This window comes from Rugosimonospora acidiphila (assembly GCF_039543385.1).
In the GTDB taxonomy this organism is placed as follows: Bacteria; Actinomycetota; Actinomycetes; order Mycobacteriales; family Micromonosporaceae; genus Rugosimonospora; species Rugosimonospora acidiphila.
Genome location: NZ_BAABJQ010000012.1, coordinates 148,459 through 170,729, shown reverse-complemented (window position 1 = coordinate 170,729; position 22,271 = coordinate 148,459). Strand labels below are relative to the sequence as shown.

The window sequence follows — 22,271 nt, the reverse complement described above, 5'->3', positions numbered from 1 at the left end:
ATGTTCTCGTTCTTCCTCTTCGAACTGCGCCGGCTGGTCCGGGAACCGCGGCTACTGATCTTCACAGTCTTCATGCCGGTCATCTCCTATGTCGTCTTCACGGGGGTAGGCGACATGAGCGGCAGCACCGAGGGCGTGTCGCTGGCGACCGCGATGACGGTCGGCGTGGCCGGCTACGGTGCCATGACCGGTGTGCTGTCGGTCGGCGGCGGGGTCTCCAACGAGCGGGTGAGTGGTTGGCTGCGCCAGCTCCGGTTGACCCCGCTGCCGCCGATGAAGGTGGTGGTGGTCAAGGGGGTACTCGCCACGCTGATCGCCATCCCGTCAGTACTCGCGGTGTGCCTCACCGGACACCTCCAGCACCACGTCGACCTGCCGGCCGGCCGGTGGTTGGCGGTGGTGGCGGTGCTCTGGCTGGGAACCATCCCGTTCGCGCTGCTCGGACTGGCCATCGGGTACAGCCTGCCACCGCAGATCGCGCAGCCGGCCAGCTTCCTCACCTTCTTCATGCTGTCGATCGTCGGCGGGCTGCTGGTCCCGGTGGCGGTGCTCCCGCGATGGCTGCGGCACATCGCCGTGGCGTTGCCCAGCAACCGGTACGCCGAGCTGGGCTGGCGCGCGGCGGGCGGGCACCTGCCCACGATGATGGGTGGCGCCGTACTGGCCGGCTGGACGCTGCTGTTCGCGGTGCTGGCCGCAGCCGCCTACCGTCGCTCCGCCGGCACCCGCTGACATACGGTGGTCGCCGTGCAACCCGATTACGACATGCCGAACCCGCCCGGGTTCATCAAGTACCTGTGGGCCGCGGTCTGGCTGTGGCCGCTGTTCGGTGTGGCCGGCGCCCTGATTGGCGGAGAGGTTCACCCGGTCGCGCCGGCCGCGATCGGGTTGGCCGCCTTCGTGGTGCTGTACCTGTACTGCATCGGCGCCGGGTTCGAGAACAACTTCCACGCGGTGGCCCGCCGCGAGGCGTCCGCGCTGCTCGGCTTCGCGGCGCTGGGCATCGGGCTGGCGGTGGCGTACGGCGGCTCCGACCACGACTGGCTGGTGCTGCCGCTGTACATCGGCGCGGCCGGCGCCTCGATGCTGTACCGGCCCTACGTCATTCCGTGGATCGTCGGCGCGACCGTCCTCCAGGTGGGCTTCACCGTGGCGTATCACGAGGGGTGGAGCGACGGCTGGAGCAACACGTTCGGCACGATCATGGGCAGCCTGCTGGTGCTCGTGGTGAAGCGGTTCATGTGGCTGATCGGGCAGCTGCACAAGGCGCGGGCGGAGCTGGCCCAGGCCGCGGTCGCCGAGGAGCGGCTGCGGTTCTCCCGCGACCTGCACGAACTGCTCGGCCACACGCTGACCCTGATAGTGGTGAAGGCGCAGGTGGTGCGGCGGCTGGCCCAGGCCGACCCGGCCGCCGCGGCGGCGGCCGGCGGCGACATCGAGCAGATCGGGCGGCAGGCGCTGGTCGAGGTGCGGGAGGCGGTGACCGGGTACCGGGAACGGGCGTTCGCCGACGAGCTGGACGGCGCCCGCGCGGCCCTGTCCGGCGCCGGCATCGAGGTGAGCATCGAGCTGGCCGGCACCCCGCTACCGGCTATCGTCGAGTCCGTCTTCGGCTGGGCGGTACGGGAGGGGACCACCAACGTGATCCGGCACAGCGGCGCCAGGCACTGCGTGATAGCGGTGCGGCGGGCCGACGAGGCGGCGACCCTGGAGATCCGCGACGACGGGAGCGGTGACGGGGGCACGGACGGGGGTCCCGGCGGCAACGGGCTGCGTGGGCTGCGGGAGCGGCTGGCCGCCGCCGGTGGGACGCTGGCCGCCGCGGCCGCGCCGGACGGCGGGTTTCGGCTGGTCGCCACGGTTCCGGTGGGCGCGCGGTGATCCGGGTACTGCTGGCCGAGGACCAGGGCATGATGCGCGGGGCGTTGGCCCTGCTGCTGCGCCTGGAGCCCGACATCGAGGTGGTCGCCGAGGTCGGCGCGGGTACCGACGTGGTACCCACCGCGCTGTCCACCAAGCCGGACGTCGCACTGCTGGACATCGAGATGCCCGGCTGCTCCGGGTTGGAGGCCGCCGCGGCCCTGCGCCGGGAGCTGCCCAGCTGCAGGGTGCTGATCGTCACCGCGTTCGGCCGGGCCGGGTACGTGCGCCGGGCCATGGAGGCCGGGGCGAGTGGGTTCCTGGTCAAGGACGGGCCGGTGGAGGACCTGGCGGCGGCGATCCGCAAGGTGCTCGACGGGCAGCAGGTGATCGACCCCTCGCTGGCGGCGGCGGCGCTGTCGGCCGGCCCGAACCCGTTGACCGAACGGGAACGCGACGTGCTGGCCGCCGCCGCGGACGGCTCGACGATCGCGGACATCGCCAAGCGCCTGCACCTGTCGGAGAGCACCGTGCGCAACTACCTGTCGGCCGCGATCGGCAAGACGAACTCCCGCAACCGCATCGAGGCGGTGCAGGCGGCCCGGTCACGGGGCTGGCTCTAACAACCGTTCCAGGTACGCCGCGACCCCGTCGTCCTCATTGGACAGTGTTATGTCGCCGGCCGCCGCCCGGGCGGCCGGGTGGGCGTTGCTGACCGCGACCGAGCGGCCGGCCCACTTGAGCATCGGCACATCGTTGGGCATGTCGCCGAAGGCCAGCACGTCGGCCGCGTCGACGCCCAGCTCCGCGGCGACCGTCGCCAGGCCGGTCGCCTTCGTCACCCCGCGCGCCGACATCTCCACCAGGCCGCTGCGCGAGGAGTGGGTGGGGACCACCTCACCGTCCACTATGGATTCGATCAGCGCGACGAACTCGTCCGAGCCGACCCCGGGCGCACGAGCCAGCAGCTTCACGGCGGGCCGCTCGGTCAACTCGGCCAGGGGCGCGGATTCCGAGGTCGGCAGGCCCACATCCCAGCGCACCGGCCAGGCCGGCTCGTAGCGCATCGCCCGACCGTCGTCCACCTCGACCGCGAACACCACGCCCGGAACGGCGGCGCGCATCCGCAGGCACAGCTCCGACAGCAGCGCGGGCGGGATCGCCCAGGAGTCGCGCACCCGGTCCGAGGCCGGGTCGTAGATCACCCCTCCGTTGGCGCACACCGACAGGTACGGGGCCGGCAGGTGCGCGTACACGGTGGGCATCCAGCGCACCGGGCGGCCGGTCACCAGCACGATCGCGGTACCCGCGGCGGACATCCGGCTCAGCACCTCGGCGGTGCGTTCGCTCACCCGGTCGTCCCGCCCGACCAGCGTCCCGTCCAGGTCCGTGGCGACCAACCTCGGCAGCCGAGCCGAGCCACGCCCGGTCCCACCGCGCCCGGCCCCACCAGGCCCCACGGCGCCGCGCTCGGCGCTGGTGCGCTCGCCCGCGCCGAATTCGGCGATCCGATCGCTCATCGGGCGGACAGCAACCGGTCGAGGTAGCGGGCCACGCCATCCTCGTCGTTGACGCCGATCACCTCGTCCGCGATGGCGAGGATCTCCTCGTGCGCGTTGCCCACGGCCACCCGCCCCCAGCCGGCCCAGCCGAACATCGGCAGGTCGTTGGGCATGTCGCCGAAGACGAGCACGTCGCGCGGGTCGACGCCGAGCGACCCGGCGACCACCGCCAGCCCGCTGGCCTTGGTCACCCCGGGCGGGCAGATCTCGATGAATCCCAGCCCGGCCTGGGTCACCGCCACGCCGTCCGAGGTGACCAGCCGGCGGGCCACCGCGAGCAGTTCGTCGGTCGAGTGCGTTTCGGAGTGCGCGAACGTCTTGAGCACGGAGCCGGCCAGCGCCTCGGTACGGGACTTGGTCACCACCGCCTCGGGGTAGCGCCAGACCACGTTCGGTTCGCCCCACAGCGGAGCCCCCGGTGCGTCGAGCGCCTCCACCATGATCGACAACGGCCCGACCGCCGCCTCCAGCGCCTCGATCAGCCCGAGCACCTGGTGGCCCGGTACCGTCTCGGAGCGCAGCACCATCGGCTCATCCGGGTCGGTGAGGTCCACCACCCAGCCGCCCTGGGCGAGCACCAGAAAGCTCGCCTCCGGAACGTCGTGCCGGCACAGGTCGAGCAGGCGCGGCCCGCGCCCGGTCACCCCGACGATCGGGATCCCGGCGGCTCGGACCCGGTCGAGCACCCCATGGGAGTAGGCGCTGACCGTGTCGTCCGAGCGGACGAGAGTGCCGTCCAGGTCGGTGGCGATCAGCTTGGGCAGTCCCGGGCGTACCGTCACAACCGCCTCACTTTCCGTACCGGCGGTTGCGCTCAGACCTCGACCCGCCCGCCGGCCTCGCTCAGCATCGGCCCCCACCGCTCCCGTGGGGGCCGGAACTCCCTCCGGAAGAGGGGAAACCGCTCCCGTAGGGACCGGAACCGCTCCCGGGGGTGGGCCAGCAAGGTTACTCCGGTCTGGCTAACCGAGGGGAGTGATCACCCCAACAGATCGCGACCACCGAGGAACGGCTGGAGTGCCTTGGGCACCCGTACCGTGCCATCCGGCTGCTGGTGGTTCTCCAGGATCGCGACGATCCACCGGGTGGTGGCCAGGGTGCCGTTGAGCGTGGCGGCGGTCTGGGTGCGGCCCTCCGCGTCCCGGTACCGGACGTTCAGCCGGCGGCTCTGGAAGGTGGTGCAGTTCGAGGTGCTGGTCAGCTCCCGGTACCGGCCCTGGGACGGCACCCAGGCCTCGCAGTCGAACTTCCGCGCCGCGCTGGTACCGAGGTCACCCGCCGCCACGTCGATCACCCGGTACGGCACCTCGACCTTGGCGAGCATCTCCTCCTCCCAGGAGAGCAGCCGCTCATGCTCGGCGGCGGCCTCCTCGGGCCGGCAGTAGGAGAACATCTCCACCTTGTCGAACTGGTGCACCCGGATGATGCCGCGCACGTCCTTGCCGTACGAGCCGGCCTCCCGCCGGAAGCACGACGACCACCCCGCGTACCGGAGGGGCTGCTCCAGGTCGCCCAGGATCTCCCCCGAGCGGTACGCGGCCAGCGGCACCTCGCTGGTACCGACCAGGAACACGTCGTCCGCCTCCAGGCGGTACACCTCGCTGGCATGCTCGCCGAGGAACCCGGTGCCCTCCATCGACTCCGGCTTGACCAGCACCGGCGGGATCACGGGGATGAACCCGTGCTCGACCGCCTGCTGCATGGCCAGCTGGAGCAGGCCGAGCTGGAGCAGCGCGCCGACCCCGGTCAGGTAGTAGAACCGGCTGCCCGAGACCTTGGCGCCGCGCTCCATGTCGATGGCGCCCAGCGCCTCGCCGAGCTCCAGGTGGTCGCGGGGCTTGTCGATCGCGGGCGGCGTGCCGACCTCGCGGAGCACCACGTAGTCGTCCTCGCCACCGGGGGGCGCGTTCTCGATCAGGTTCGGTACCGCGAGCTGGGCCGCGCGCAGCCCGGCCTCGGCCTCGTCGACCCGCGACTGGGCGGCCTTGACCTCCGCGGACAGCTCCTTGGTGCGGGCCAGCAGCCCCGCCCGCTCGTCCGCGGTGGCCTTCGGGATCCGCTTGCCCAGCTGGTTCTGCTCGGCCCGCAGCGTCTCGAAGGCACCCACCGCCGCGCGGCGCGCCTCATCGGCCTCGAGCAGCGCGTCCACCACGGATTCGGAGGCGCCCCGGGCCCGCTGGCTGGCGCGTACCAGGTCTGGATCCTCACGAAGCAGGCGCAGGTCAATCACGAGTGGCAGACTACCCGCCGCGGTGGGCGGCGCGCGCCCGGCTTTCCCGTCCCGTGGGCATCGCGCTCGCCGGCTTCAGCGGGCGGCGGCGTCAGCCGGCGTCGCGGTCCGGCCGACGGAAGGCGCTCCCGGCGTCCGGGTCGGGGCGACTGAAGCTCTGCCGGGGATCGCTGTCGGGCCGGCCGAAGTACGACGCGTCCACGGGGGTCACCGGCGAGACCGTCAAATCCAGCGACGGCGACGGCACCACCGTCAGGTCCGCCGGCTCGTCCGCGAAACCCGGCTCGGCCGGTCCGCCGGCCCCGGTCACCAGCCGCGCCCTGACCTGGTCGGGCAGCACCGACATGACCAGCGCGCCAGCCAGCAGCACGAGCGAGGCGAACGCGAACAGAGTGCCCGTTTCAATGGTCGAGCTGGCCACGTTGTTGGCAACCTCGATGGTTGACTGCCGGAACCCCGTGCCGGTGGTCGTGGTGCCACTGGGCAGCTGGGTGCTGTTGAACGAACGGATGATCCCCACCACCACCACGAGCTGGGCGGCCAGCACGCCGAAACCCAACCCGGACGCCAGCCGGCGCTGCGCGGGCCGGGCCAGCAGGACGGCGCCGACCAGGGCGAGCAGCAGCATGGTCCCGAACCGGTAGACAAGCGTGCTGCCGCCGGAGATCTCACTCAGCCCGAGGCTGTGCACGCCGGGCAGGGCGACAAGCTGGGAGGAGTAGGACGGATTCTGGTAAAGAATTCGCCCGCTGTCACCGCCAGTACCGTAGGCGGGCCCGAGCGCCAACGGGCCGAGGCTGTCGGCCCTCGCGGTGGTATGCAAGGTGGCCCAGGGCAGCAGTTCCGCGCCGATCAGCGCGGCGATGGCGAGCACCGCGAGCACGATGGCCATCCGCCGACGGCTGGTGACCGCCGCGAGCGAGCGCACCCGACCCGGACGTTTCGGGGCCGGGTCGCCGGAGCCCCACTCCACCGTGTCCACTGGCGCATCATGACACGCCAGGCTGAACATGCCGAGGCTCGCGAATAGATCTTTGCCCGGGACGCGAACCGGGGCGCCAACAGTGGACGCGAGCGCGGAACGCGTCTCGCGAGCGGGACCCAATCGTCGCCTGGCACCCGCCGGTCGGCTAGGTTCGATTCCATGCCGACTCGTACCTCAACCGCCCGCTGGCAGGGCTCGCTCAAGGATGGCGCGGGCAACATGCGCCTGGCCTCCGGGGCGTACGAAGGATCGTTCTCCTACCTTTCCCGCTTCGAATCGGGCGAAGGTACCAACCCGGAGGAGCTGATCGCGGCCGCGCACGCGGGCTGCTTCTCGATGGCACTGTCCAACGTTCTGGGCAAGGCCGGGCTGACCCCCAACTCGATCGAAACCAGCGCCACCATCCACCTCGACATGCCCGCCGGGATCACGAAGGTCGAACTCTCCACCGTGGGCGACGTGCCCGGGCTGAGCGAGGCCGACTTCATCAAGCACGCCGAGGACGCCAAGGCCAACTGCCCGGTGTCCAAGGCGCTGGCGGCCATCGAGATCACGCTGACCGCCAAGCTCGCCTCCTGACCATGCCGGTCCGGATGGACCGGGAGCGGTTCGAGGAGCTGGTCGGTGACGCGCTCGACGCGGTACCGGCTCAGCTCCTCGAACTGCTCGACAACGTGGTGATCCTGGTCGAGGACGATCCGCCGCCGGACGAGCCGGATCTGCTCGGGGTCTACGAGGGGTACGCGCTGACCAGCCGCGGCTGGGATTATTCGGGCGTGCTACCCGACCGGATCATCATCTACCGCAATCCGACCTTGGACATGTGCGACGACGAGGCCACCGTGGTACGGGAGGTCTCGGTGACCGTGGTGCACGAGATCGCCCACCACTTCGGCATCGACGACGCCCGGCTGCACGCGCTCGGCTGGGGCTGACCCGCCGAGCGCGATCAGCACGGGCCCGCCGCGACCCGACGCGGTCACCGGCCGGCCGATCAGGGCAGGTCACCCGCCCGGATCCGGGCCAGCCACGCCGCCGAGTCCGCGAAATCCGCATCCGCCGCCGACACTGTCGGGCTTGCCGGGCCGTAGTGCGCCTGTGCCCTCGGGTACGAGCCGAGGAAGCGCACGTCCGCGCAGATGCGCCGCAGCCCCTGCAGTGCCTCGCCGACCCTGGCCTCCCCGACGTGCCCGGAGCAGTCCAGGAAGAACACGTAGCGGCCCAGCCGCTCGCCGGTCGGGTACGACTCGATCCGGGTCAGGTTGACCCCACGAACGGCGAACTCCATGAGCACCGCCAGCAGGGCGCCCACCCGGTCGTGGGAGATGTAGACCGCCAGCGAGGTGACGTCGTCTCCGCTCGGCGGGGGCGGCGGTCCGGGGCGGGCCACCAGGGCGAACCGGGTCACCCCGTCGGGATGATCAGCGATCTTGTCGGCCAGCACGGTCAGCCCCTTGCGGCTCGCGCCCAGCGGCACGCAGATCGCGGCGTCGTACTCGCCCGCGGCGGCGCCGATCGCGGCCGTCGCGTTGGAAAGCACGTCCACCACGACGGCGTCCGGCACGTGGTCGCGCAGCCAACGCCGGCACTGGGCGGCGGCCTGGGAGTGCGCGGCGACCGACCGGATCGCGTCGAAGGCCACCGGTCCGCGCGCACCGAGGACGAACTCCACCGGGATCACCACCTCCCGGGTGATGACCAGGGGCTCGCCGTTGGCCAGCTCGTCGAGGGTCACCCCGACCTGGCCGCCGACCGAGTTCTCCACCGGCACCAGGGCCGCGTCGGCGTCACCCGCCCGGACCGCGTCCAGTGCCTCCGGCACGCTGCGGGCCGGCGCCCGGTTGCCCTTGGCGGCGGCGGGAATGGTCAGCAGCGCCTGCTCGGAGAAGGTGCCCTCGGGCCCGAGGTAGACGAAGCGGGACGGCGGTACGCCTGGCATGCCGACAAGCCTAGGCGCTGCGCCTCAGCCCGGAGGCATGGCCTGGCCGCACTGGGCCACATTGATGATGCCGGGCGGGGCCTGGCCGAACACCACCGTGCTGCACACATCGGTGCCGGCGGTCACCAGGGTCAGCGCGGACGGCTGCCCTTCGGTCACCACCTGCAGCGGCTCCCGGTCCGCGACTTCGAAGATCGTGTACTGCCAGCTGCCCGCGCACAACGGCCCGAGTTGGACGGTCAGCTTCGTATCCCCGGTGACCAGGCCGGCCCCGCGTACCTTGCCGATCACCTGGTCGGCCGACGGCTGGCCCGCGCAGCTGACCGCGGTGTCATCGGCGAAGCCCGCCTGGCCCGGCTGCGAGGAGCTCAGCGGAGGGGGCGGCGGGGGCGGGGGCAGCGTGGGGGACGGGGTCGGCGAGAGGGCCGGGCCGTCGCTGGCCGCCGTGGCGGCCGCCGCACCCAGGCTCGGAGCGGCGCGCGGCGCCGACCGGTGGGAGCAGGCCGTCAGGCAGCATCCAGCCAGCAGGAGCGTCAGCGCACGGCGGACGGTGACGATGGTGCGGCCGGTCATGGTGAACCCTCTCGAGCCCATTCTTGGACGCGACCCATCGTAGGGTGGATCAGGCCGCCAATCGATGGCCGGCGGCGCTCAACGCGGCAATTGCCTCGGCCAATCGCACCGCGGGCACCAGAAGATAGTCGGTGTCGAAGGTGGAGAACGCGAAGACGTTCACCCGAGCCTCGGCCAGCGGCCCGGTCAGCGAGTTGAGAACGCCGGTGAGGGTCAGCTCGACCAGCCCGGCGACTCTCAGGCAGCGCCACGGCGTTTCCAGGGTCGCCTCGGCCGGCGCCTGATCGCGGGGACAGATCACCGAGACTTCGTAGGGCGTCCAGGTCACCGAGACGACGCCGGAGCCCGGATCCAGCCCGGAGGGGAGTGGGCTGCCCGCGGGCAGACGACAGATCGCGTAGTCGCCCGGCAACACCTCGAGATCCAACATTCCGCGACTGTACGCAATCGATCCTTTACGCGGTACTCCGGTCCCAGATCGACGAGAGCCCCGTCTCACCCGGACTCGAACGGAGCCCCGATCCGTCTCGGGGGACGGCGTCAGATTCGCGAGAAGAACGTCAGCGAGCCGACCGGCTGGTCGCCCTCGAACAACGGAGTGGAGACCGCGTCGATGGTGTGCACCTCGGTGGCGGTCTGCACGCGCAGCAGCCCGCGAGCCAGCCGTCCGGAGGTGTACGCGAGCCTCAGCGGGATCTTCTCGAGATCGCCGTCGGGCAGCGGGACCGGCGGGGACGTGAAGTCGACCAGCGGAATCACCCCGCTGCGCACGGACTGACCGACCGCCGACTCCTCGTCGGGGAAGCCGAGCAGCCGGCACGCCGGTGCCGAGATGGCCACTATCTCGAACTTGCCGTCGATCACCAGGCAGGGTTCATTCGCTCCCGCCGCGGCGCGACCCCATCGCCTCAGTGAACCTTCCGGATCGGACGGGGCGTCCCGGTCCGCGCCAGCGAACGGTTCAGAGACGGAAAGTTCGACATGAGCCACGGCACCTCCTCAACGCTGCGCACCGACACGCTCAACGCTGCGCACCAACACGATAACCCTCGGTTTGGCCAGGCGTCGCCCGCACCCGCTGCCCGCAGTGCATGGGCATGGGGATGGGCACGGGGGTTCGCCGTCCACAATGGACCATAGGGCACCGGTCAAGGGGGCACCACCGAAGACGCTACCGCCCGTTCCCCTTCTTGTCAGCGGCCGTTAATCCCGAATACCAGGTGTAGGACTGGACCTGCGCCCGCGGCGCCGTATCCGCCCAGGTCACCGGGTGCCGGGCGATCGAGTACAGCTTGCTGACAGTACTCGGCGCGATCCGCTCCCCGTACGCTCCGAGCAGATAGTCCAGCTCCCGGTACGAGGTCACCACGCAGCCCTTCGGCAGCCCGTGCACGTCGATCACGCCGGTACCGGCGAAGGCCAACACCGGGGTCACCGGGATGGAACTGCCCGCCGTGCGGGACATGGCCTTGGCCGCCTGGTCGGCGAGCTTCTTGGCCTCCGCGATGTAGGTCAGGCGACGGCCATCGATCTGGACGACGTCGCCGGCCAGCCGGACGCGGGTGCGGCCATGTTGCTTAATTGTGACCAAGAACACACCCCCGGGCCCGATCGCGAGGAAGGTGTTCTTCGCCGGCAGCCCGAGCTCGGCGATGTCGATCACCTTCCACTGCACGCCCAGCCGGGACAACCTGTTCACCGCGCGCTCGCGGATGGCGTCCGCGCGCCGGGCCTCCCGATCGTTACGACGGCGCCGCGCCCACTCAAGTGGAGTCGGGCGCGGCGCTTGGAGCAGGTGGTCGGAGTCGCGGTCCGTGGGTATCAAGCCAGGCGGGCGGCCGGCGTCAAGGAATCCGGTCATCGGAATTACCTCCGAAAGGCCTCGATGCAGTTGTCTTATCACTACGGTACGTGCTCGATCGGGTACACAGACAGATCAGCCCACGGAGTGAGCATCAGATGAGGGGGAATGAATAGGGGATTCACGCGGCCGTCCTGGTCCTAGGCTTTGCCCGTGGCCCACAATGCGGACACTGAGGTCGGCCGGCTCCGGACCGTCGTGCTGCACCGGCCGGGTCGGGAATTCATGCGGCTGACCCCGCGCAACAACACTTCACTCCTGTTCGACGGCATCCCGTGGGTGGCCCGGGCACAGGAGGAGCACGACGTGTTCGCCGCCGCCCTGCGCGAGCGGGGCGTCGAGGTGCTCTACCTCGCCGACCTGCTCACCGAGGCGCTGGCCATACCGGCCGCCCGCGCCGAGCTGACCACCAAAGTACTGGCCGGCAACAGGCTGGGCGAGACGCTACGCCGAGAGGTCGGCGAATATCTCGGCCACCTCGACCCCGGCCGGCTCGCCGGCGTCCTGATCGGCGGGCTCGCGCACGAGGAGCTGCGCACCGGCTCCGGGCTGGTCTACGCCATGCTGGATCGGCACGACTTCGTCATCGATCCGCTGCCCAACCTGCTGTTCACCCGCGACTCGTCGGTCTGGATCGGCGATCGGGCGGCGGTGACCAGCCTCGCCATGCCGGCCCGCCGCCGGGAGACCGCGCTGACCGCGGCCATCTACCGGCACCACCCCCGGTTCGCCGGCACGCCGCTGCTCTACGACCCGGGGCTGGAGCACCTGGAGGGCGGGGACGTGCTACTGCTCGCCCCCGGCGTGATCGCGGTCGGGGTCGGCGAGCGGACCACGCCGGCGGGCGCGGAACGCCTGGCCCGGCGCGTCTTCTCCGCCGGGCTGGCACACACCGTGCTGGCCGTACCCGTGGCCCAGCGGCGGGCGACCATGCACCTGGACACGGTCTGCACCATGGTCGACGTCGACGCCGTGGTGATGTACCCGAACCTGGCCGACTCGCTGATGGCGTACCGGATCACGCGCCGCGAGGGCGACGAACCTCAGGTCGACGAACCGGGTCCGTTCCTGACGGTGGCCTCCGAGGCGATGGGCATCGACCAGTTACGGGTGATCGACACCGGGCTCGATCCGGTCACGGCGGAGCGGGAACAGTGGGACGACGGCAACAACACGCTGGCCATCGCGCCCCGGGTCTGCCTCGCGTACGAGCGGAACGTGTGCACCAACGCCCAGCTCGAGCGCGCCGGCATCGAGGTGATCCGGGTGCCCGGCTCGGAGCTGGGCTCCGGCCGGGGCGGCCCGAGGTGCATGTCCTGCCCGGTCAGCCGCGACCCGATCGCGGGTCGGCCGCTCAGCGCAGGGTGACCTGGCGGCCCAGCAGGCCCTGGCGCGCCCGGCGCTGCTCCAGGGTGAGCGGGTCGGAAGAGGCGGCCGCCTCCGCGTACCGCTTCGTAAAGTCGGTCAGCGGGGCCTCCCACTCCGCCGCCTCCGGCTCCCGGGGCAGGTCCCAGACCGGCACCAGCAGGCCGTGCGCCCGGAACATGCCGGCGAACTTGGTGCCCTCGCCCAGCAGCAGCGAGCCGTCGGCCGACAGCCGGGCCAGGGCGTCCATGGCGACGTCCTCGTCCTCGGCCAGCACCCAGCGCACGTGCGACTTCTCCGGCACCCGGCACCAGTAGGCGGCATGGGCGGCGGACAGCCGGACGGTCGGGTAGATCGAGGCGTTGGCCCGGTCGAGCGAGGCCGCGACGTTGGGGTCCTCGTCCGCGCCCTCGTCCAGCCAGTACCCGAAGCCGTCGTGCATCGTGACGTCGAGCGGGCCGTCGTCCAGCACGTCCTGCAGGCGCGGCCCCTCGCCCGGCAGCGCCGGCACCGACACCTGGCTGCCCGGCTCGGACTCCAGCGCGCACAGCAGCGCCACCGACAGGTCCCGGGACACGTCTCCGGACTGCACGTGCCGCTGCAGCCCGATCAGGACCCGGCCGTCCGGCTTGGTCATCGCCGGCAGCGCCATCGGCAGCACGGTGGACAGCGTCACCGGGCGGTCGCCGTACTGCTCGATCAGCGACGGGGCCAGCTTCAGCGGCGCGGACGCGGCCGGGACCAGCTCGCGCAGGGCGATCCACTCCGGCTCGTCGGCCAGACCTTGGAAGGGACGGGGGACGAAGACGTCACGCAGCTTCTGCCGCTTGGTTTCGTCAGGTCGCTGGGACGCGGACCGGGAAGTCTTTCGACGCTTGCTCACGGGCGTCCAGCTTAGACACCCGGCGCCGCCTGCGGTGCACGGTGCGGAAAACTCAGCTCCGCCCAGACGCTCTGGCCGAGCCCGTCCCGCTCGACTCCCCAGCGATCCGAGAGCGCATCGACAATAGTCAGGCCACGGCCGTCCACCGAGTCGGGCCCCACCAGACGCTGTCGCGGCTCCTCGGCGGCGCCCCCGTCGGTGACCCGTACCTCCAGCAGCTGCCGGCTGACCCCGGCCCGCACCCGCCAGGCCACCCGGATCACGCCGCCGGGCAACGGACGCGCGTGCCGGATCGCGTTGCCGACCAGCTCGGCGACCACGGCCACGGCATCGGCCAACAGTTCGGAGCTGATCGCGCCGGTGAGTTCACCGGCGATCCGGTGCCGGGCCTGCCGTGCCCCCCGGGCATGATGCGGCACGACGACGCACCATGCACGCTCCGCTACCGCCGTCACCACGCTTTAGCCTCCCCTGGCCCCTGATCCGCACGTGGTAGCCGTACTTCTGCGACCGTACCTCCCAGTTCGCGGGGGCGTAAGGACACCCATCCGTTTTGTCGCTCAACGAGCCGTCTGACGAGGTACAACCCGAGGCCCACGCCCCCGTACCGACGGTGATTACCCGACTCCGCCTGCCAGAATCTATCGAACGCTCGTTCCACGTGTTCGGGGGCGAGTCCGATGCCCCGATCCGACACCCGAAAGCCCACGGAGCGTGCTTCCGCCAGCGTAGACAGCTCGACTGGGCTGTCCGGGTCGGCGTACTTGACGGCGTTGGTCACCAGCTCCGACAGCACGGTAGCGATCGTGGCACGTTCACCGAGCGCTTTCGGGAGGTTATCCGGCAGGTCCATCCGGACCGTTGTCCGAATCTCGACAGGAAGATCCCGTACCGCCTCACGCAGTGACTCGCCGAGGTCGAACGGCAGGCTGGCCGCGGGGCCGCCCAGGGCGGAGCCGTCGCCGACGGCCGACAGCAGCCGCTCCACCAGCCGCGCCAGTTCCCCGGAGCGCTGCCCGAGGCGCTGCGCCGCGTCCCGCCGGGCCTCCTCCGGCAGGTCGTCCCAGTGGTCGGCCAGCGTGTCCGCGTACCCCTTGATCACCGTCACCGGCGTGCGCAGCTCGTGGCTGGTGACCGTGACGAACAGGTCGCGGGCCTGCTCCCGGCGGTGCGCCTGGGTGACGTCGCGGAGCGTCACCAGCTGGTCCTCGGTGCCCGGCAGGTCGGTGGCGAGCACCTGGAGCCAGCGCCCGTCCGGCAGGCGCTGGTCGAGCACCTGGCCGTGGGTCGGCACCCGCACCGGCATCGGGCGGCCCAGGGCCGTCGCCGCCGGGCGGCCGGTCACCGTGGCCGCCGCCTCGTTCCAGGACCGCACCGTGCCATCGGAGTTGACCACCGCTATCGCGTCGGCGGGCATGGCGGTCACCGGCTCGTCGCCGTAGACCGGGAGCCCCTGGCCGTCCATGTAGAGGTGCCGCAGCAGGGAGGCCGACAGCGCCATCGCGCTACGCCGGCCGGCGTGGGCGGGCGCGGCGTCAGGGAAGTAGACGTGCAACGTCCCGACCACCTGCCCGGCCACTTCGATCTTGGAGGCGAGCATCTGGCAGACCCCGACGTCCTTCATGTGCTCGGCCAGGCCGGTGGGCAGGTCGGCGAGGTCGACCTCGACGATCGGGTCGCCCGACATGAGCCGCACGATCAGCGGGTGGCCCGGGTCGACGCAGCGGCCCAGGGCCCACACCGACGTGCCGCTCGCCGCGATCACCCGACCGCCCGCCGAGCTGTACTCGACGAACCCGGCGCCGTTCGCGTCGGCGGCGGTGGACTGGGTGAACTCGACGGCCCGCTGCACCACGGTCAGGCCGGGCGCGCCGGCGTTGACCATGTCGGTGAGCGCGGTCAACTCCGCGAGGAGCCCTTCCATGTCCGACGCCACGGTTGAAGTGTGCCCAATCGGGTCGCGCAAAGGAACCCGTCGGCGCCCCCGTCGTACCCCCATCGATGGCCGGGCGTACCCATCGCCCGATACGCCCGGCGTTTCCCCTGCGTTATTTGAGCTGATCAGCGGCCGAGTCGATCGAGCACGAACCGGGGCCGGTCCGAGATGATCCCGTCGGCGCCCAGCGTGAGCACCAGGTCCACGTCGGCGGCCGTGTTGACGGTCCACACGTAGAGCTCGTTGCCCTGCCCGCGCAGCCGCTCGGCCAGCCGCGGACGGTTCCTGATCACCCGGATGCCCGGGCCGGCGATGCGGATGCCGGACGGCAGCCGCCCGTCCCGTAGCCACGGCGGCAGCAGGTCCATCAGCAGCACCGTGGGAAGCTCCGGCGCCAGTTGCCGGACCCGGCGCAGCGCGCCCGGCGAGAACGACATGACCGTCACCCGTACCGGGCTCTCGCCGGGTCGCTCCAGCCCGTACCGGCGCAGCATGGCGACCAGCCGCACCTCCACCAGGTGCCCGAACCGGGCGGGATGCTTCGTCTCGATCAGCAGCCGGATCGGCCGGCCGGCGGCCAGCGCGGCGTCGAGCAGCCGTTCGAGGGTGAGCACCGCGGCGTGCCCGCCGCGCCGATCCAGGATCAGATCGTCCGGGCTGTCCGGCCACGGCGGGTGCCAGGACCCGAAGTCCAGCTGGTTCAGCTCGGCCAGGGTGTGCGCGCTGACCACGCCGCGGCCGTTGCTGGTCCGCTCCAACCGGCGGTCGTGCATGCAGATCAGGTGCCCGTCCCGGGTCAGCCGGACATCGCACTCCAGCCCGTCGGCCCCCTCGTCCACGGCCCGCAGGTAGGCGCCGAGGGTGTGCTCGGGCAGGGCCTCGGACGAGCCCCGGTGCGCGAAGACCAGCGGGCCCGTCTCAGCCACGACGGCCCCGGCTACAGGATGACGGGGTCGCCGCCGTCCTCGCTGACCAGCGGACGGGAGGCCGCGACCCAACCGAACATGCCGTCGGTGAGGTTTCGGACGTTCTCGTACCCCTGGGACAGGAGGAAACGGACCACTTCGGACGAGCGGTGCCCGGACCGGCAGACGATCACCACGTCGCCGTCCCGCGGTACCTCGTCGAGCCGCTCGGGCAGCTGCGTCATCGGCAGGTGTACCGCCGTCGGGGCGTGCCCCGCCTGCCACTCATCGTCCTCGCGGACGTCGATGAGATAGGCGTCGTCGGGCAGCTGTGAAGAGCTCACATCGGGGATGCGCATCTGCGCAGCCTAAATCGAGTTCACCCAACTAGGGTTGGCCGCCACCCAATCTTCAAGTGTGTCCGAGGAGATCGCCTGGTAAAGAGAGGTCGCATCATCGTCCGCCACCACGTAGCTGACCCCACCGATGGTCTCCGGGGCCGACGGCAGTTTGATGCCGACCATCGATCCCGCGTTGATGTTCTTGAGGCCGAAGACCAGGTCGGCCAGCGGCACCCCATTGGTGTCCACGGTCAGCGCGCTGCCCACCGCCCGGATCAGCTGATCCAGCTTGAGCGGGTTCGTGGTGAGCCCCTGGTCCTGCGCCTCCTGGAAGACCGCCTTGAGGAACTGCTGCTGGTGGCGCTGGCGGTCGTAGTCGCCCTCCGGCAGCAGCTCACGCTGGCGCACGTAGTCCAGCGCCTGCCAGGGAAGCATGTGCTGGCAGCCCACCTGGTACGTGTGGCCGGTATGGATCGACTTGGTCTTCTCGTCAACGCACAGGTTCACTCCGCCGAGCAGGTTCACTGCCGACTGGAACCCGTCGAAATTGATGATCGCCGCGCCGTCGAACCTGACATCGACCAGCTGGTTGAGCGTCTTGGACAGCAGTTGGAACCCGCCGACCCCGCCGCCGCCGAAGTTGAAGGCGGCGTTGATCTTCTGCCGGCCGCCCTCGTATCCGGTCGCCTGGTCAGCGGGGATCTTCACCCGCAGGTCACGCGGAATCGAGATCAAATACGCCCGGTCGAGGCTGGCCGGGATGTGCACCAAGATGATGGTGTCCGACCGCTGGCCGTTGCTCGGGTCGGTGTCCCGGGCGTCCGAGCCCAGCAGCAGAAAGTTCAGCGGCCCGGTGATCGTCGGCCCGAGAATCGGCGCCACCAGCCCGCCCCCGTCGGGGGTCGCGTCGACCCGGGCCCCCGGGTCGATCAACGTTGCCTTGTGGACGGACCGGTCGTACCGGTCGGCGAGGAAGCGCAGGCCGACCACGCCTCCGCCGGAGAGCACGAGCAGAACCGCGCCCACGGCGATGAGCGCCTTCGCCCACCGCGGCGTGCGCCGGCCGCTCGCCGGGGGCGGCACGTCGATCGGAGTACCGGTGGCACGCGGGCCGCCGTTGGCTGCGCCCGGCTTCTCCTCGGCACCGCCCGGCTGCTTCTCGGCACCGGCAGCGGCCTCGGCAGCGGCCTCGGTACCGCCAGCGGCCTCGGTACCGGCCGCCTCTCCGGCACCGCCCTCGGTCGCCTCAGCCTCACCCTGACCGGGCTCGGTCTCGACGGATTCGGTCTCGCCCTCGGCGGACTCGGTCCCGTTGGATTCGCCGTCCGCGGACCCGCCCTTCGCGGGCTCGGCGTCCGCGGGGCCGGCGTCTGCGGGGCCGGCGTCTGCGGAGCCTGCGTCTACGGACTCGCCCTCGGTGGGCTCGCCCTCGGCGACGGGCCGACCGTCGGGCCCGGACTCGATCTCGGCGGCCTCGGCGGAGAAGACCTCGGCAGACCCGGCCTCGGCAGACCCGGTCTCGGTGGCGGGAGCATCGTCGGCCGCGGACTCGACGGCGGACCCGGCCTCGGCACCGCTCTCGGACGCGGCACCGCTCTCGCGCTCCGAGGCCCCGGCAGGCTCGGGAACGGAGGCAGGCTCGGGAACGGAGGCAGGCTCGGGAACGGAGGCAGGCTCGGGAACGGAGGCAGGCTCGGGAACGGAGGCGGCAATGGCCGACTCGTGGGTCGCGCCCGCCGACGCGTCCACAGTGGACTCGGCGGCGGGCCGCGACGGGTCCTCGGCCGTCTGGTCATCACCCGGGCGGCGGGGCGCCGGGATGTTCGCGGGGGGCTCCGAGACGGCGGACCGCGAGATCGCGGACTCCGAGGCGGCGGGCCGCGATGTCACCGGTGGCAAAGCGGCGGGCCGCGACTGGGCGGCCAGGGCCGGCGCAGGCGTCAGTTCGGTGTCTTCCGTGGGCTGACCTGCGGGCGTGACGTCGGATGAGCCGGTGGTGGACGTAGTGCCTCCCGGGGCGCCGCGACCGATGGGTCACCCAACTGTACGAAGAGGTTTCACGAACGGCGACCCCGCATGCACCGTACGCATGCACATCGATGTGCTGCGCATGCGTACGGCGAGCGGGGTCGATTAGCTGGCGGCCACCCAGTCGGGGTGGAGTTGGACGAAGGTGCCCACGTTGTCGTCCTTCACGCACTGCAGCAACTGCATGCTGGTGTCGGAGAGCAACTGGACGCTCGACCCGTTCTCCTCGCCGTTGTCGTACTGGCCGTCGTTGGTCTTGATGGTCACCAGGCTGTCCGCGCTGATGTTGCGCATCGCGAAGATCCAGTCCGTGAGCTTCACGCCACCGGTGTCGATGGTCATCGCCTGGCCAACCGTGTCGAGCACCTTGTTCAGCTTCGACGGGTTGGTCAGCGTGTCACTGCTCAGGATCTCCTTGAACAGCGCCTTGATGAACTGCTGCTGGTGACGCTGGCGGCCGTAGTCGCCGTCGCCGTTGGCGAGCTTGTCGCGCTGGCGTACGTAGTCCAGTGCCTGCCACGCGCTGAGGTGGTGAGTGCCCTTGGTGTAGACCTCCGGGGTCACGCCCGGTACCGGACCCAGCAGCTCACCGGTACCGGGGTCGATGCGCTCCGGCATCTTTTCCGTGCCGTTGCTGGTGAAGCCGACGTGGATCGAGGTGGTCGTCTCGTCGACGTACATGGTCACCCCGCCGAGCACGTTGACGACCTGCTGGAAGCCGGTGAAGTCGACGATGGCTCCGGCGTCGAAGGTCATCCCCGCCATGCCGGGCAGCCCCTGGATGGTCTTCTCCAGCAACTCGACGCCGTTCTGGCGCGCGGCATTGCCGGTCAGACCCTGGCTGCCGAACGCGAACGCGGCGTTGATCTTGTCTCGCCCGCCGGCGTAGCTGTGCTTCCCGTTGTTGTACGCCGGAATGCTGACCTCGGTGTCCCGGGGGATCGAGACCATGTACCCGACGTCGTGCGAGGCGGTGATGTGCAGGATGATGATCGAGTCCGACCTGACCAGGTCGTTCGGGTTCTGGCCGGGCCGGTTGTCGACACCGATCAGCAGGATGTTCTTCGCGCCGCTGATCGTCGCGTGGGCCCGGTCCTTGCCGCTGGCCGCGCCGAGCAGGTCCTGCTGCGTCACACTCTTGGTCGCCGCGGCCAGGATCACCTTGCTGCCGAAGATGAGCCCACCGCTGCTCAGCATCAGCAGCGCCCCGAAGCCCACCAGCAGCTTCGCCCACAACGGATCCTTGCGCTTACGACCGCCGTTCTTGCCGCGGCCGCCCCTGCCGCCCTTCCGCGGCGGCCCGCCGCCGCGGCGTCCGGGGGTGCGCCGACGGTCACCGGAGGACCGGTCGTCGCCCGAGGAGTCGAGGACCGCGCCAGAGGCGTACTCCACTAGGGGCTCCTGTCGCGAGAAACATTCGAGAACAACATGCACTGTACGTATGGGTCGGAGCAGATGCGAGCCCGAGTTTGCCGCAAGCCATCGTGAAAGGTGCACCGGGCCATAAGCACGGCGCACCTTTCACCAATTACTACGGATGGTTAACGAACAACTACTCGCCAGGGGTCGGTGATGCCGAGGCGCCGGCGAGGTACGCGGCCATGTCGTCCTTCGCCACGGCGTCGTACAAGGCCGAGGCCTTGTCATGGTCCGAGAGCACCACGCTTTGACCGTCCCGCTCACCGAAGCCGCTGTATGGGCTGGTCATGAACGTTAGGTCACTGGAGCGCAGATTGCGGAATTGCCAGGCCATATCGGCGACGGAGAAATCCTTGTCCACCGTCATCGATTTGGTGAGCGCCGACAGGAAACTGTTCAGCTTGCTGGGATTGGTCAGCGTGCCGGTGCTCGCCGCCTTGTCGAGGATGTCCTTCAGGAACTCCTGCTGGTGCTTTTCCCGGGTGATGTCGCCGTCTGGGAACTGGTACCGCTGCCGAACATAATCCAACGCTTGCGCACCGTTCAGGTGCTGAGTGCCCTTCTGGAAGGTGCGGTACGGCGGGTGAATCGACGTGATCGTCTTGTCGATGTACATATCCACGCCGCCCAGCGCGTCGGTCACCTGCTGGAAGCCGCCGAAGTCGATCAACGCCAGGTGATCGATGTGCACGCCGGTGAATCCCTCGACCGTCTCGATGACCAGCGGCAGCCCGCCGAAGGCGAACGCCGAATTGATCTTGTTGTCGCCGTGGCCGGGGACGTTGACGTACGTGTCGCGTGGGATCGAGATGAGGTACGCGTGCTTATGGTCCGCCTGGATGTGCATCACGATGATCGTGTCCGTACGCGAACCGGCGTCCGCCTTCTCGTCCGGATCACGGGAGTCGCTGCCCAGCAGCAGGATGTTCATCGCGCCCTTGGCCACCACCGGCGGCCGACCACCGGTGATCTGGCTGAACGGGTCGGTCCGAGCGATCTGGGAGTCCAGGTGGCGGGAGTACAGGAAGATGCCAAACCCGGAGAGGACGGCGACCAGCGCCACGGCGGCGCCGATCACCAGCGCTATGCGACCCCAGTGCGGCCGCCGGCGGCCCCGGTACTGCCGGCCGCCGCCGCCCGGCCCGGACGGGCCGCCCGGACCGCGCCCGCCGCCGTTGCCGCCGCGACCACCACCGCCAGGGGGCCCGTTGCCGACTTCATCGGCTCGGCGCCTGGTCGGCGGCACCATCGTGGTGCCGCGCGTGGTGGGCACGCCGGCCCGACCGCTGGCGCCTGCCTGCGAACTGGGCACATGCGCTCGACCGGAGGGTGTCGTCATGCAACCCAGGGTACGTAGGCCCTGCTAGTCCCCCATGCAGCCACGGCGGACGATGGCACAAATAGGACTAACGGCCCCTGTTGGCAAAGTAATCGATGGTCTTGCGCAGGCCCTCCTCGCTACCCACTCTGGGCTGATATCCCAGCCGGGTGCGGGCGAGCGTGAGGTCGGGGCGGCGCTTCTCCGGGTCGTCCGCGCTGCGGGTGATGTACGTAACAGCCGACGTCGACCCCGCCAGCTTGATGATCGTCTCAGCGAGCTCCCGCATGGACATCTCGTCCTCGGTGCCCACGTTGATCGGGCCGGTCTCGGTCGAGTCGAGCAGCGTCAGGATGCCGCGCACCAGGTCGTCGACGAAGCAGATCGACCGGGTCTGGTCGCCGGTGCCGGCCACCGTGATCGGCTCGCCGGCGAGCGCCTGCCGGACGAAGGTCGGGATGGCCCGACCGTCGTCGGGGCGCATCCGCGGCCCGTAGGTGTTGAAGATCCGGACGATGCCCACGTCGACCCCGCGCGAGCGGTGGTAGGCCATGGCCGCGGCCTCGGAGAACCGCTTGGACTCGTCGTACACGCTGCGGATGCCGTTGGGGTTGACGTTGCCCCAGTACGTCTCCGGCTGCGGGTGCACGAGCGGGTCGCCGTACGCCTCAGAGGTCGACGCCATGATGAACCGCGCCCCGTCGGCCTGTGCCCGCTCCAGCAGCAGCATGGTGGCCACCGAGCCGACCCGGAGGATTTCGACGGGCAACTGCTCGAAGTCGGTGGGGCTGGCCGGCGAGGCGAAATGCATGATCCCGTCGAAACGCCGTGCCAGGGCCGGCTCGTGATCCGGCAGCCCTTCGGTGATGTCGGCCTCGACAAGGGTGAAGCGGGGGTTGTCCGCCAGATGCGCGACATTTTCCTTGGCACCGGTGACGAAGTTGTCCAACGCCACCACCTCGGCCCCCCGCGCGATCAGCGCGTCGACGAGATGAGAGCCGACGAAGCCGGCGCCACCAGTGATCAATACCCGTTGACCATCGCCATACCGCTGCACTACCGCCAT

The 22,271-nt window shown here is 70.6% G+C and carries 24 protein-coding genes; 6 read left to right on the top strand and 18 right to left on the bottom strand.

The window, feature by feature from the left end; translation table 11 throughout:
- Genes ABEA87_RS21185 through ABEA87_RS21175 form a run of 3 tightly spaced genes read left to right on the top strand, consistent with a single transcriptional unit; the run spans position 1 to position 2,483 of the window.
- On the top strand, positions 1-732 hold the full coding sequence (locus tag ABEA87_RS21185; RefSeq protein WP_345632000.1) for an ABC transporter permease: 732 nt from the start codon (positions 1-3) through the stop codon (positions 730-732).
- A 15-nt stretch (positions 733-747) separates the two neighbouring features.
- Positions 748-1,881: a histidine kinase gene (locus ABEA87_RS21180; RefSeq protein ID WP_345631998.1), complete on the top strand. Its 1,134-nt coding sequence runs from the start codon at positions 748-750 to the stop codon at positions 1,879-1,881.
- Positions 1,878-2,483, top strand: coding sequence for a response regulator transcription factor (locus ABEA87_RS21175; RefSeq protein ID WP_345631996.1), 606 nt, complete (start codon positions 1,878-1,880; stop codon positions 2,481-2,483). Before ABEA87_RS21180 ends, ABEA87_RS21175 begins: the two co-directional genes overlap by 4 nt.
- Here ABEA87_RS21175 and ABEA87_RS21170 read toward each other — a convergent pair.
- The 4 genes from ABEA87_RS21170 to ABEA87_RS21155 all read right to left on the bottom strand — a co-directional run bounded on the left by ABEA87_RS21170 (position 2,466) and on the right by ABEA87_RS21155 (position 6,634).
- Positions 2,466-3,380: an HAD family hydrolase gene (locus ABEA87_RS21170; RefSeq protein WP_345631994.1), complete on the bottom strand. Its 915-nt coding sequence runs from the start codon at positions 3,378-3,380 to the stop codon at positions 2,466-2,468. The two genes, ABEA87_RS21175 and ABEA87_RS21170, sit on opposite strands and share 18 nt — an antisense overlap.
- Entirely contained in the window at positions 3,377-4,204 is an 828-nt protein-coding gene (locus tag ABEA87_RS21165; RefSeq protein WP_345631992.1) for an HAD family hydrolase, read from the bottom strand. Before ABEA87_RS21165 ends, ABEA87_RS21170 begins: the two co-directional genes overlap by 4 nt.
- Before the next feature lie 197 nt (positions 4,205-4,401).
- The gene (gene serS / locus ABEA87_RS21160; RefSeq protein ID WP_345631990.1) at positions 4,402-5,652 is read right to left on the bottom strand and encodes a serine--tRNA ligase; all 1,251 of its coding nucleotides are present in this window, start codon (positions 5,650-5,652) and stop codon (positions 4,402-4,404) included.
- Between the two features lie 91 nt (positions 5,653-5,743).
- A complete protein-coding gene (locus tag ABEA87_RS21155; protein ID WP_345631988.1) occupies positions 5,744-6,634 on the bottom strand; it encodes a hypothetical protein in 891 nt (296 codons plus the stop codon).
- Between the two features lie 162 nt (positions 6,635-6,796).
- On the opposite strand from ABEA87_RS21155, the gene ABEA87_RS21150 reads away from it, so the two are divergent.
- Both ABEA87_RS21150 and ABEA87_RS21145 read left to right on the top strand, forming a co-directional pair.
- Positions 6,797-7,216, top strand: coding sequence for an OsmC family protein (locus ABEA87_RS21150; RefSeq protein WP_345631986.1), 420 nt, complete (start codon positions 6,797-6,799; stop codon positions 7,214-7,216).
- A gap of 2 nt (positions 7,217-7,218) precedes the next feature.
- Positions 7,219-7,572: a metallopeptidase family protein gene (locus tag ABEA87_RS21145; protein WP_345631984.1), complete on the top strand. Its 354-nt coding sequence runs from the start codon at positions 7,219-7,221 to the stop codon at positions 7,570-7,572.
- 59 nt (positions 7,573-7,631) lie between these two features.
- On the opposite strand, the gene pheA is transcribed toward ABEA87_RS21145, so the two are convergent.
- The 5 genes from pheA to ABEA87_RS21120 form a co-directional block, all read right to left on the bottom strand.
- Positions 7,632-8,576, bottom strand: coding sequence for a prephenate dehydratase (gene pheA, locus ABEA87_RS21140; RefSeq protein WP_345631982.1), 945 nt, complete (start codon positions 8,574-8,576; stop codon positions 7,632-7,634).
- Positions 8,577-8,600: 24 nt separating this feature from the next.
- Positions 8,601-9,149, bottom strand: coding sequence for a hypothetical protein (locus ABEA87_RS21135; RefSeq protein ID WP_345631980.1), 549 nt, complete (start codon positions 9,147-9,149; stop codon positions 8,601-8,603).
- Positions 9,150-9,198: 49 nt separating this feature from the next.
- Entirely contained in the window at positions 9,199-9,579 is a 381-nt protein-coding gene (locus tag ABEA87_RS21130; protein ID WP_345631978.1) for an ACT domain-containing protein, read from the bottom strand.
- A gap of 110 nt (positions 9,580-9,689) precedes the next feature.
- The gene (locus ABEA87_RS21125; protein WP_345631976.1) at positions 9,690-10,013 is read right to left on the bottom strand and encodes a hypothetical protein; all 324 of its coding nucleotides are present in this window, start codon (positions 10,011-10,013) and stop codon (positions 9,690-9,692) included.
- 307 nt (positions 10,014-10,320) lie between these two features.
- Complete coding sequence (locus ABEA87_RS21120; protein ID WP_345631974.1) at positions 10,321-11,010, bottom strand: hypothetical protein; 690 nt, start codon at positions 11,008-11,010, stop codon at positions 10,321-10,323.
- A 153-nt stretch (positions 11,011-11,163) separates the two neighbouring features.
- Between ABEA87_RS21120 and ABEA87_RS21115 the strand changes: the two genes are divergently transcribed.
- Positions 11,164-12,378 carry an arginine deiminase gene (locus ABEA87_RS21115; RefSeq protein ID WP_345631972.1) on the top strand — a complete coding sequence of 405 codons (1,215 nt, stop codon included), beginning with the start codon at positions 11,164-11,166 and terminating at the stop codon, positions 12,376-12,378.
- Here ABEA87_RS21115 and ABEA87_RS21110 read toward each other — a convergent pair.
- The 9 genes from ABEA87_RS21110 to ABEA87_RS21070 form a co-directional block, all read right to left on the bottom strand.
- A complete protein-coding gene (locus ABEA87_RS21110; RefSeq protein ID WP_345631970.1) occupies positions 12,365-13,258 on the bottom strand; it encodes a DUF5926 family protein in 894 nt (297 codons plus the stop codon). The genes ABEA87_RS21115 and ABEA87_RS21110 overlap by 14 nt on opposite strands.
- Positions 13,259-13,269: 11 nt before the next feature.
- The gene (locus ABEA87_RS21105; RefSeq protein ID WP_345632149.1) at positions 13,270-13,713 is read right to left on the bottom strand and encodes an ATP-binding protein; all 444 of its coding nucleotides are present in this window, start codon (positions 13,711-13,713) and stop codon (positions 13,270-13,272) included.
- Positions 13,710-15,182 (bottom strand): sensor histidine kinase, encoded by a 1,473-nt coding sequence (locus ABEA87_RS21100; RefSeq protein WP_345632147.1) that lies wholly within the window; start codon positions 15,180-15,182, stop codon positions 13,710-13,712. Before ABEA87_RS21100 ends, ABEA87_RS21105 begins: the two co-directional genes overlap by 4 nt.
- 137 nt (positions 15,183-15,319) lie before the next feature.
- Positions 15,320-16,120 carry a glycerophosphodiester phosphodiesterase gene (locus ABEA87_RS21095; RefSeq protein WP_345631968.1) on the bottom strand — a complete coding sequence of 267 codons (801 nt, stop codon included), beginning with the start codon at positions 16,118-16,120 and terminating at the stop codon, positions 15,320-15,322.
- An 11-nt stretch (positions 16,121-16,131) separates the two neighbouring features.
- Positions 16,132-16,458: a rhodanese-like domain-containing protein gene (locus tag ABEA87_RS21090; protein ID WP_345631966.1), complete on the bottom strand. Its 327-nt coding sequence runs from the start codon at positions 16,456-16,458 to the stop codon at positions 16,132-16,134.
- A 9-nt stretch (positions 16,459-16,467) separates the two neighbouring features.
- Positions 16,468-18,330 carry an LCP family protein gene (locus ABEA87_RS42865; protein ID WP_345631964.1) on the bottom strand — a complete coding sequence of 621 codons (1,863 nt, stop codon included), beginning with the start codon at positions 18,328-18,330 and terminating at the stop codon, positions 16,468-16,470.
- 243 nt (positions 18,331-18,573) lie between these two features.
- Positions 18,574-19,860: an LCP family protein gene (locus tag ABEA87_RS21080; protein WP_345631962.1), complete on the bottom strand. Its 1,287-nt coding sequence runs from the start codon at positions 19,858-19,860 to the stop codon at positions 18,574-18,576.
- Between the two features lie 160 nt (positions 19,861-20,020).
- Positions 20,021-21,226 carry an LCP family glycopolymer transferase gene (locus tag ABEA87_RS21075; RefSeq protein WP_434062849.1) on the bottom strand — a complete coding sequence of 402 codons (1,206 nt, stop codon included), beginning with the start codon at positions 21,224-21,226 and terminating at the stop codon, positions 20,021-20,023.
- 67 nt (positions 21,227-21,293) lie between these two features.
- A complete protein-coding gene (locus tag ABEA87_RS21070) occupies positions 21,294-22,271 on the bottom strand; it encodes an NAD-dependent epimerase/dehydratase family protein (protein ID WP_345631958.1) in 978 nt (325 codons plus the stop codon).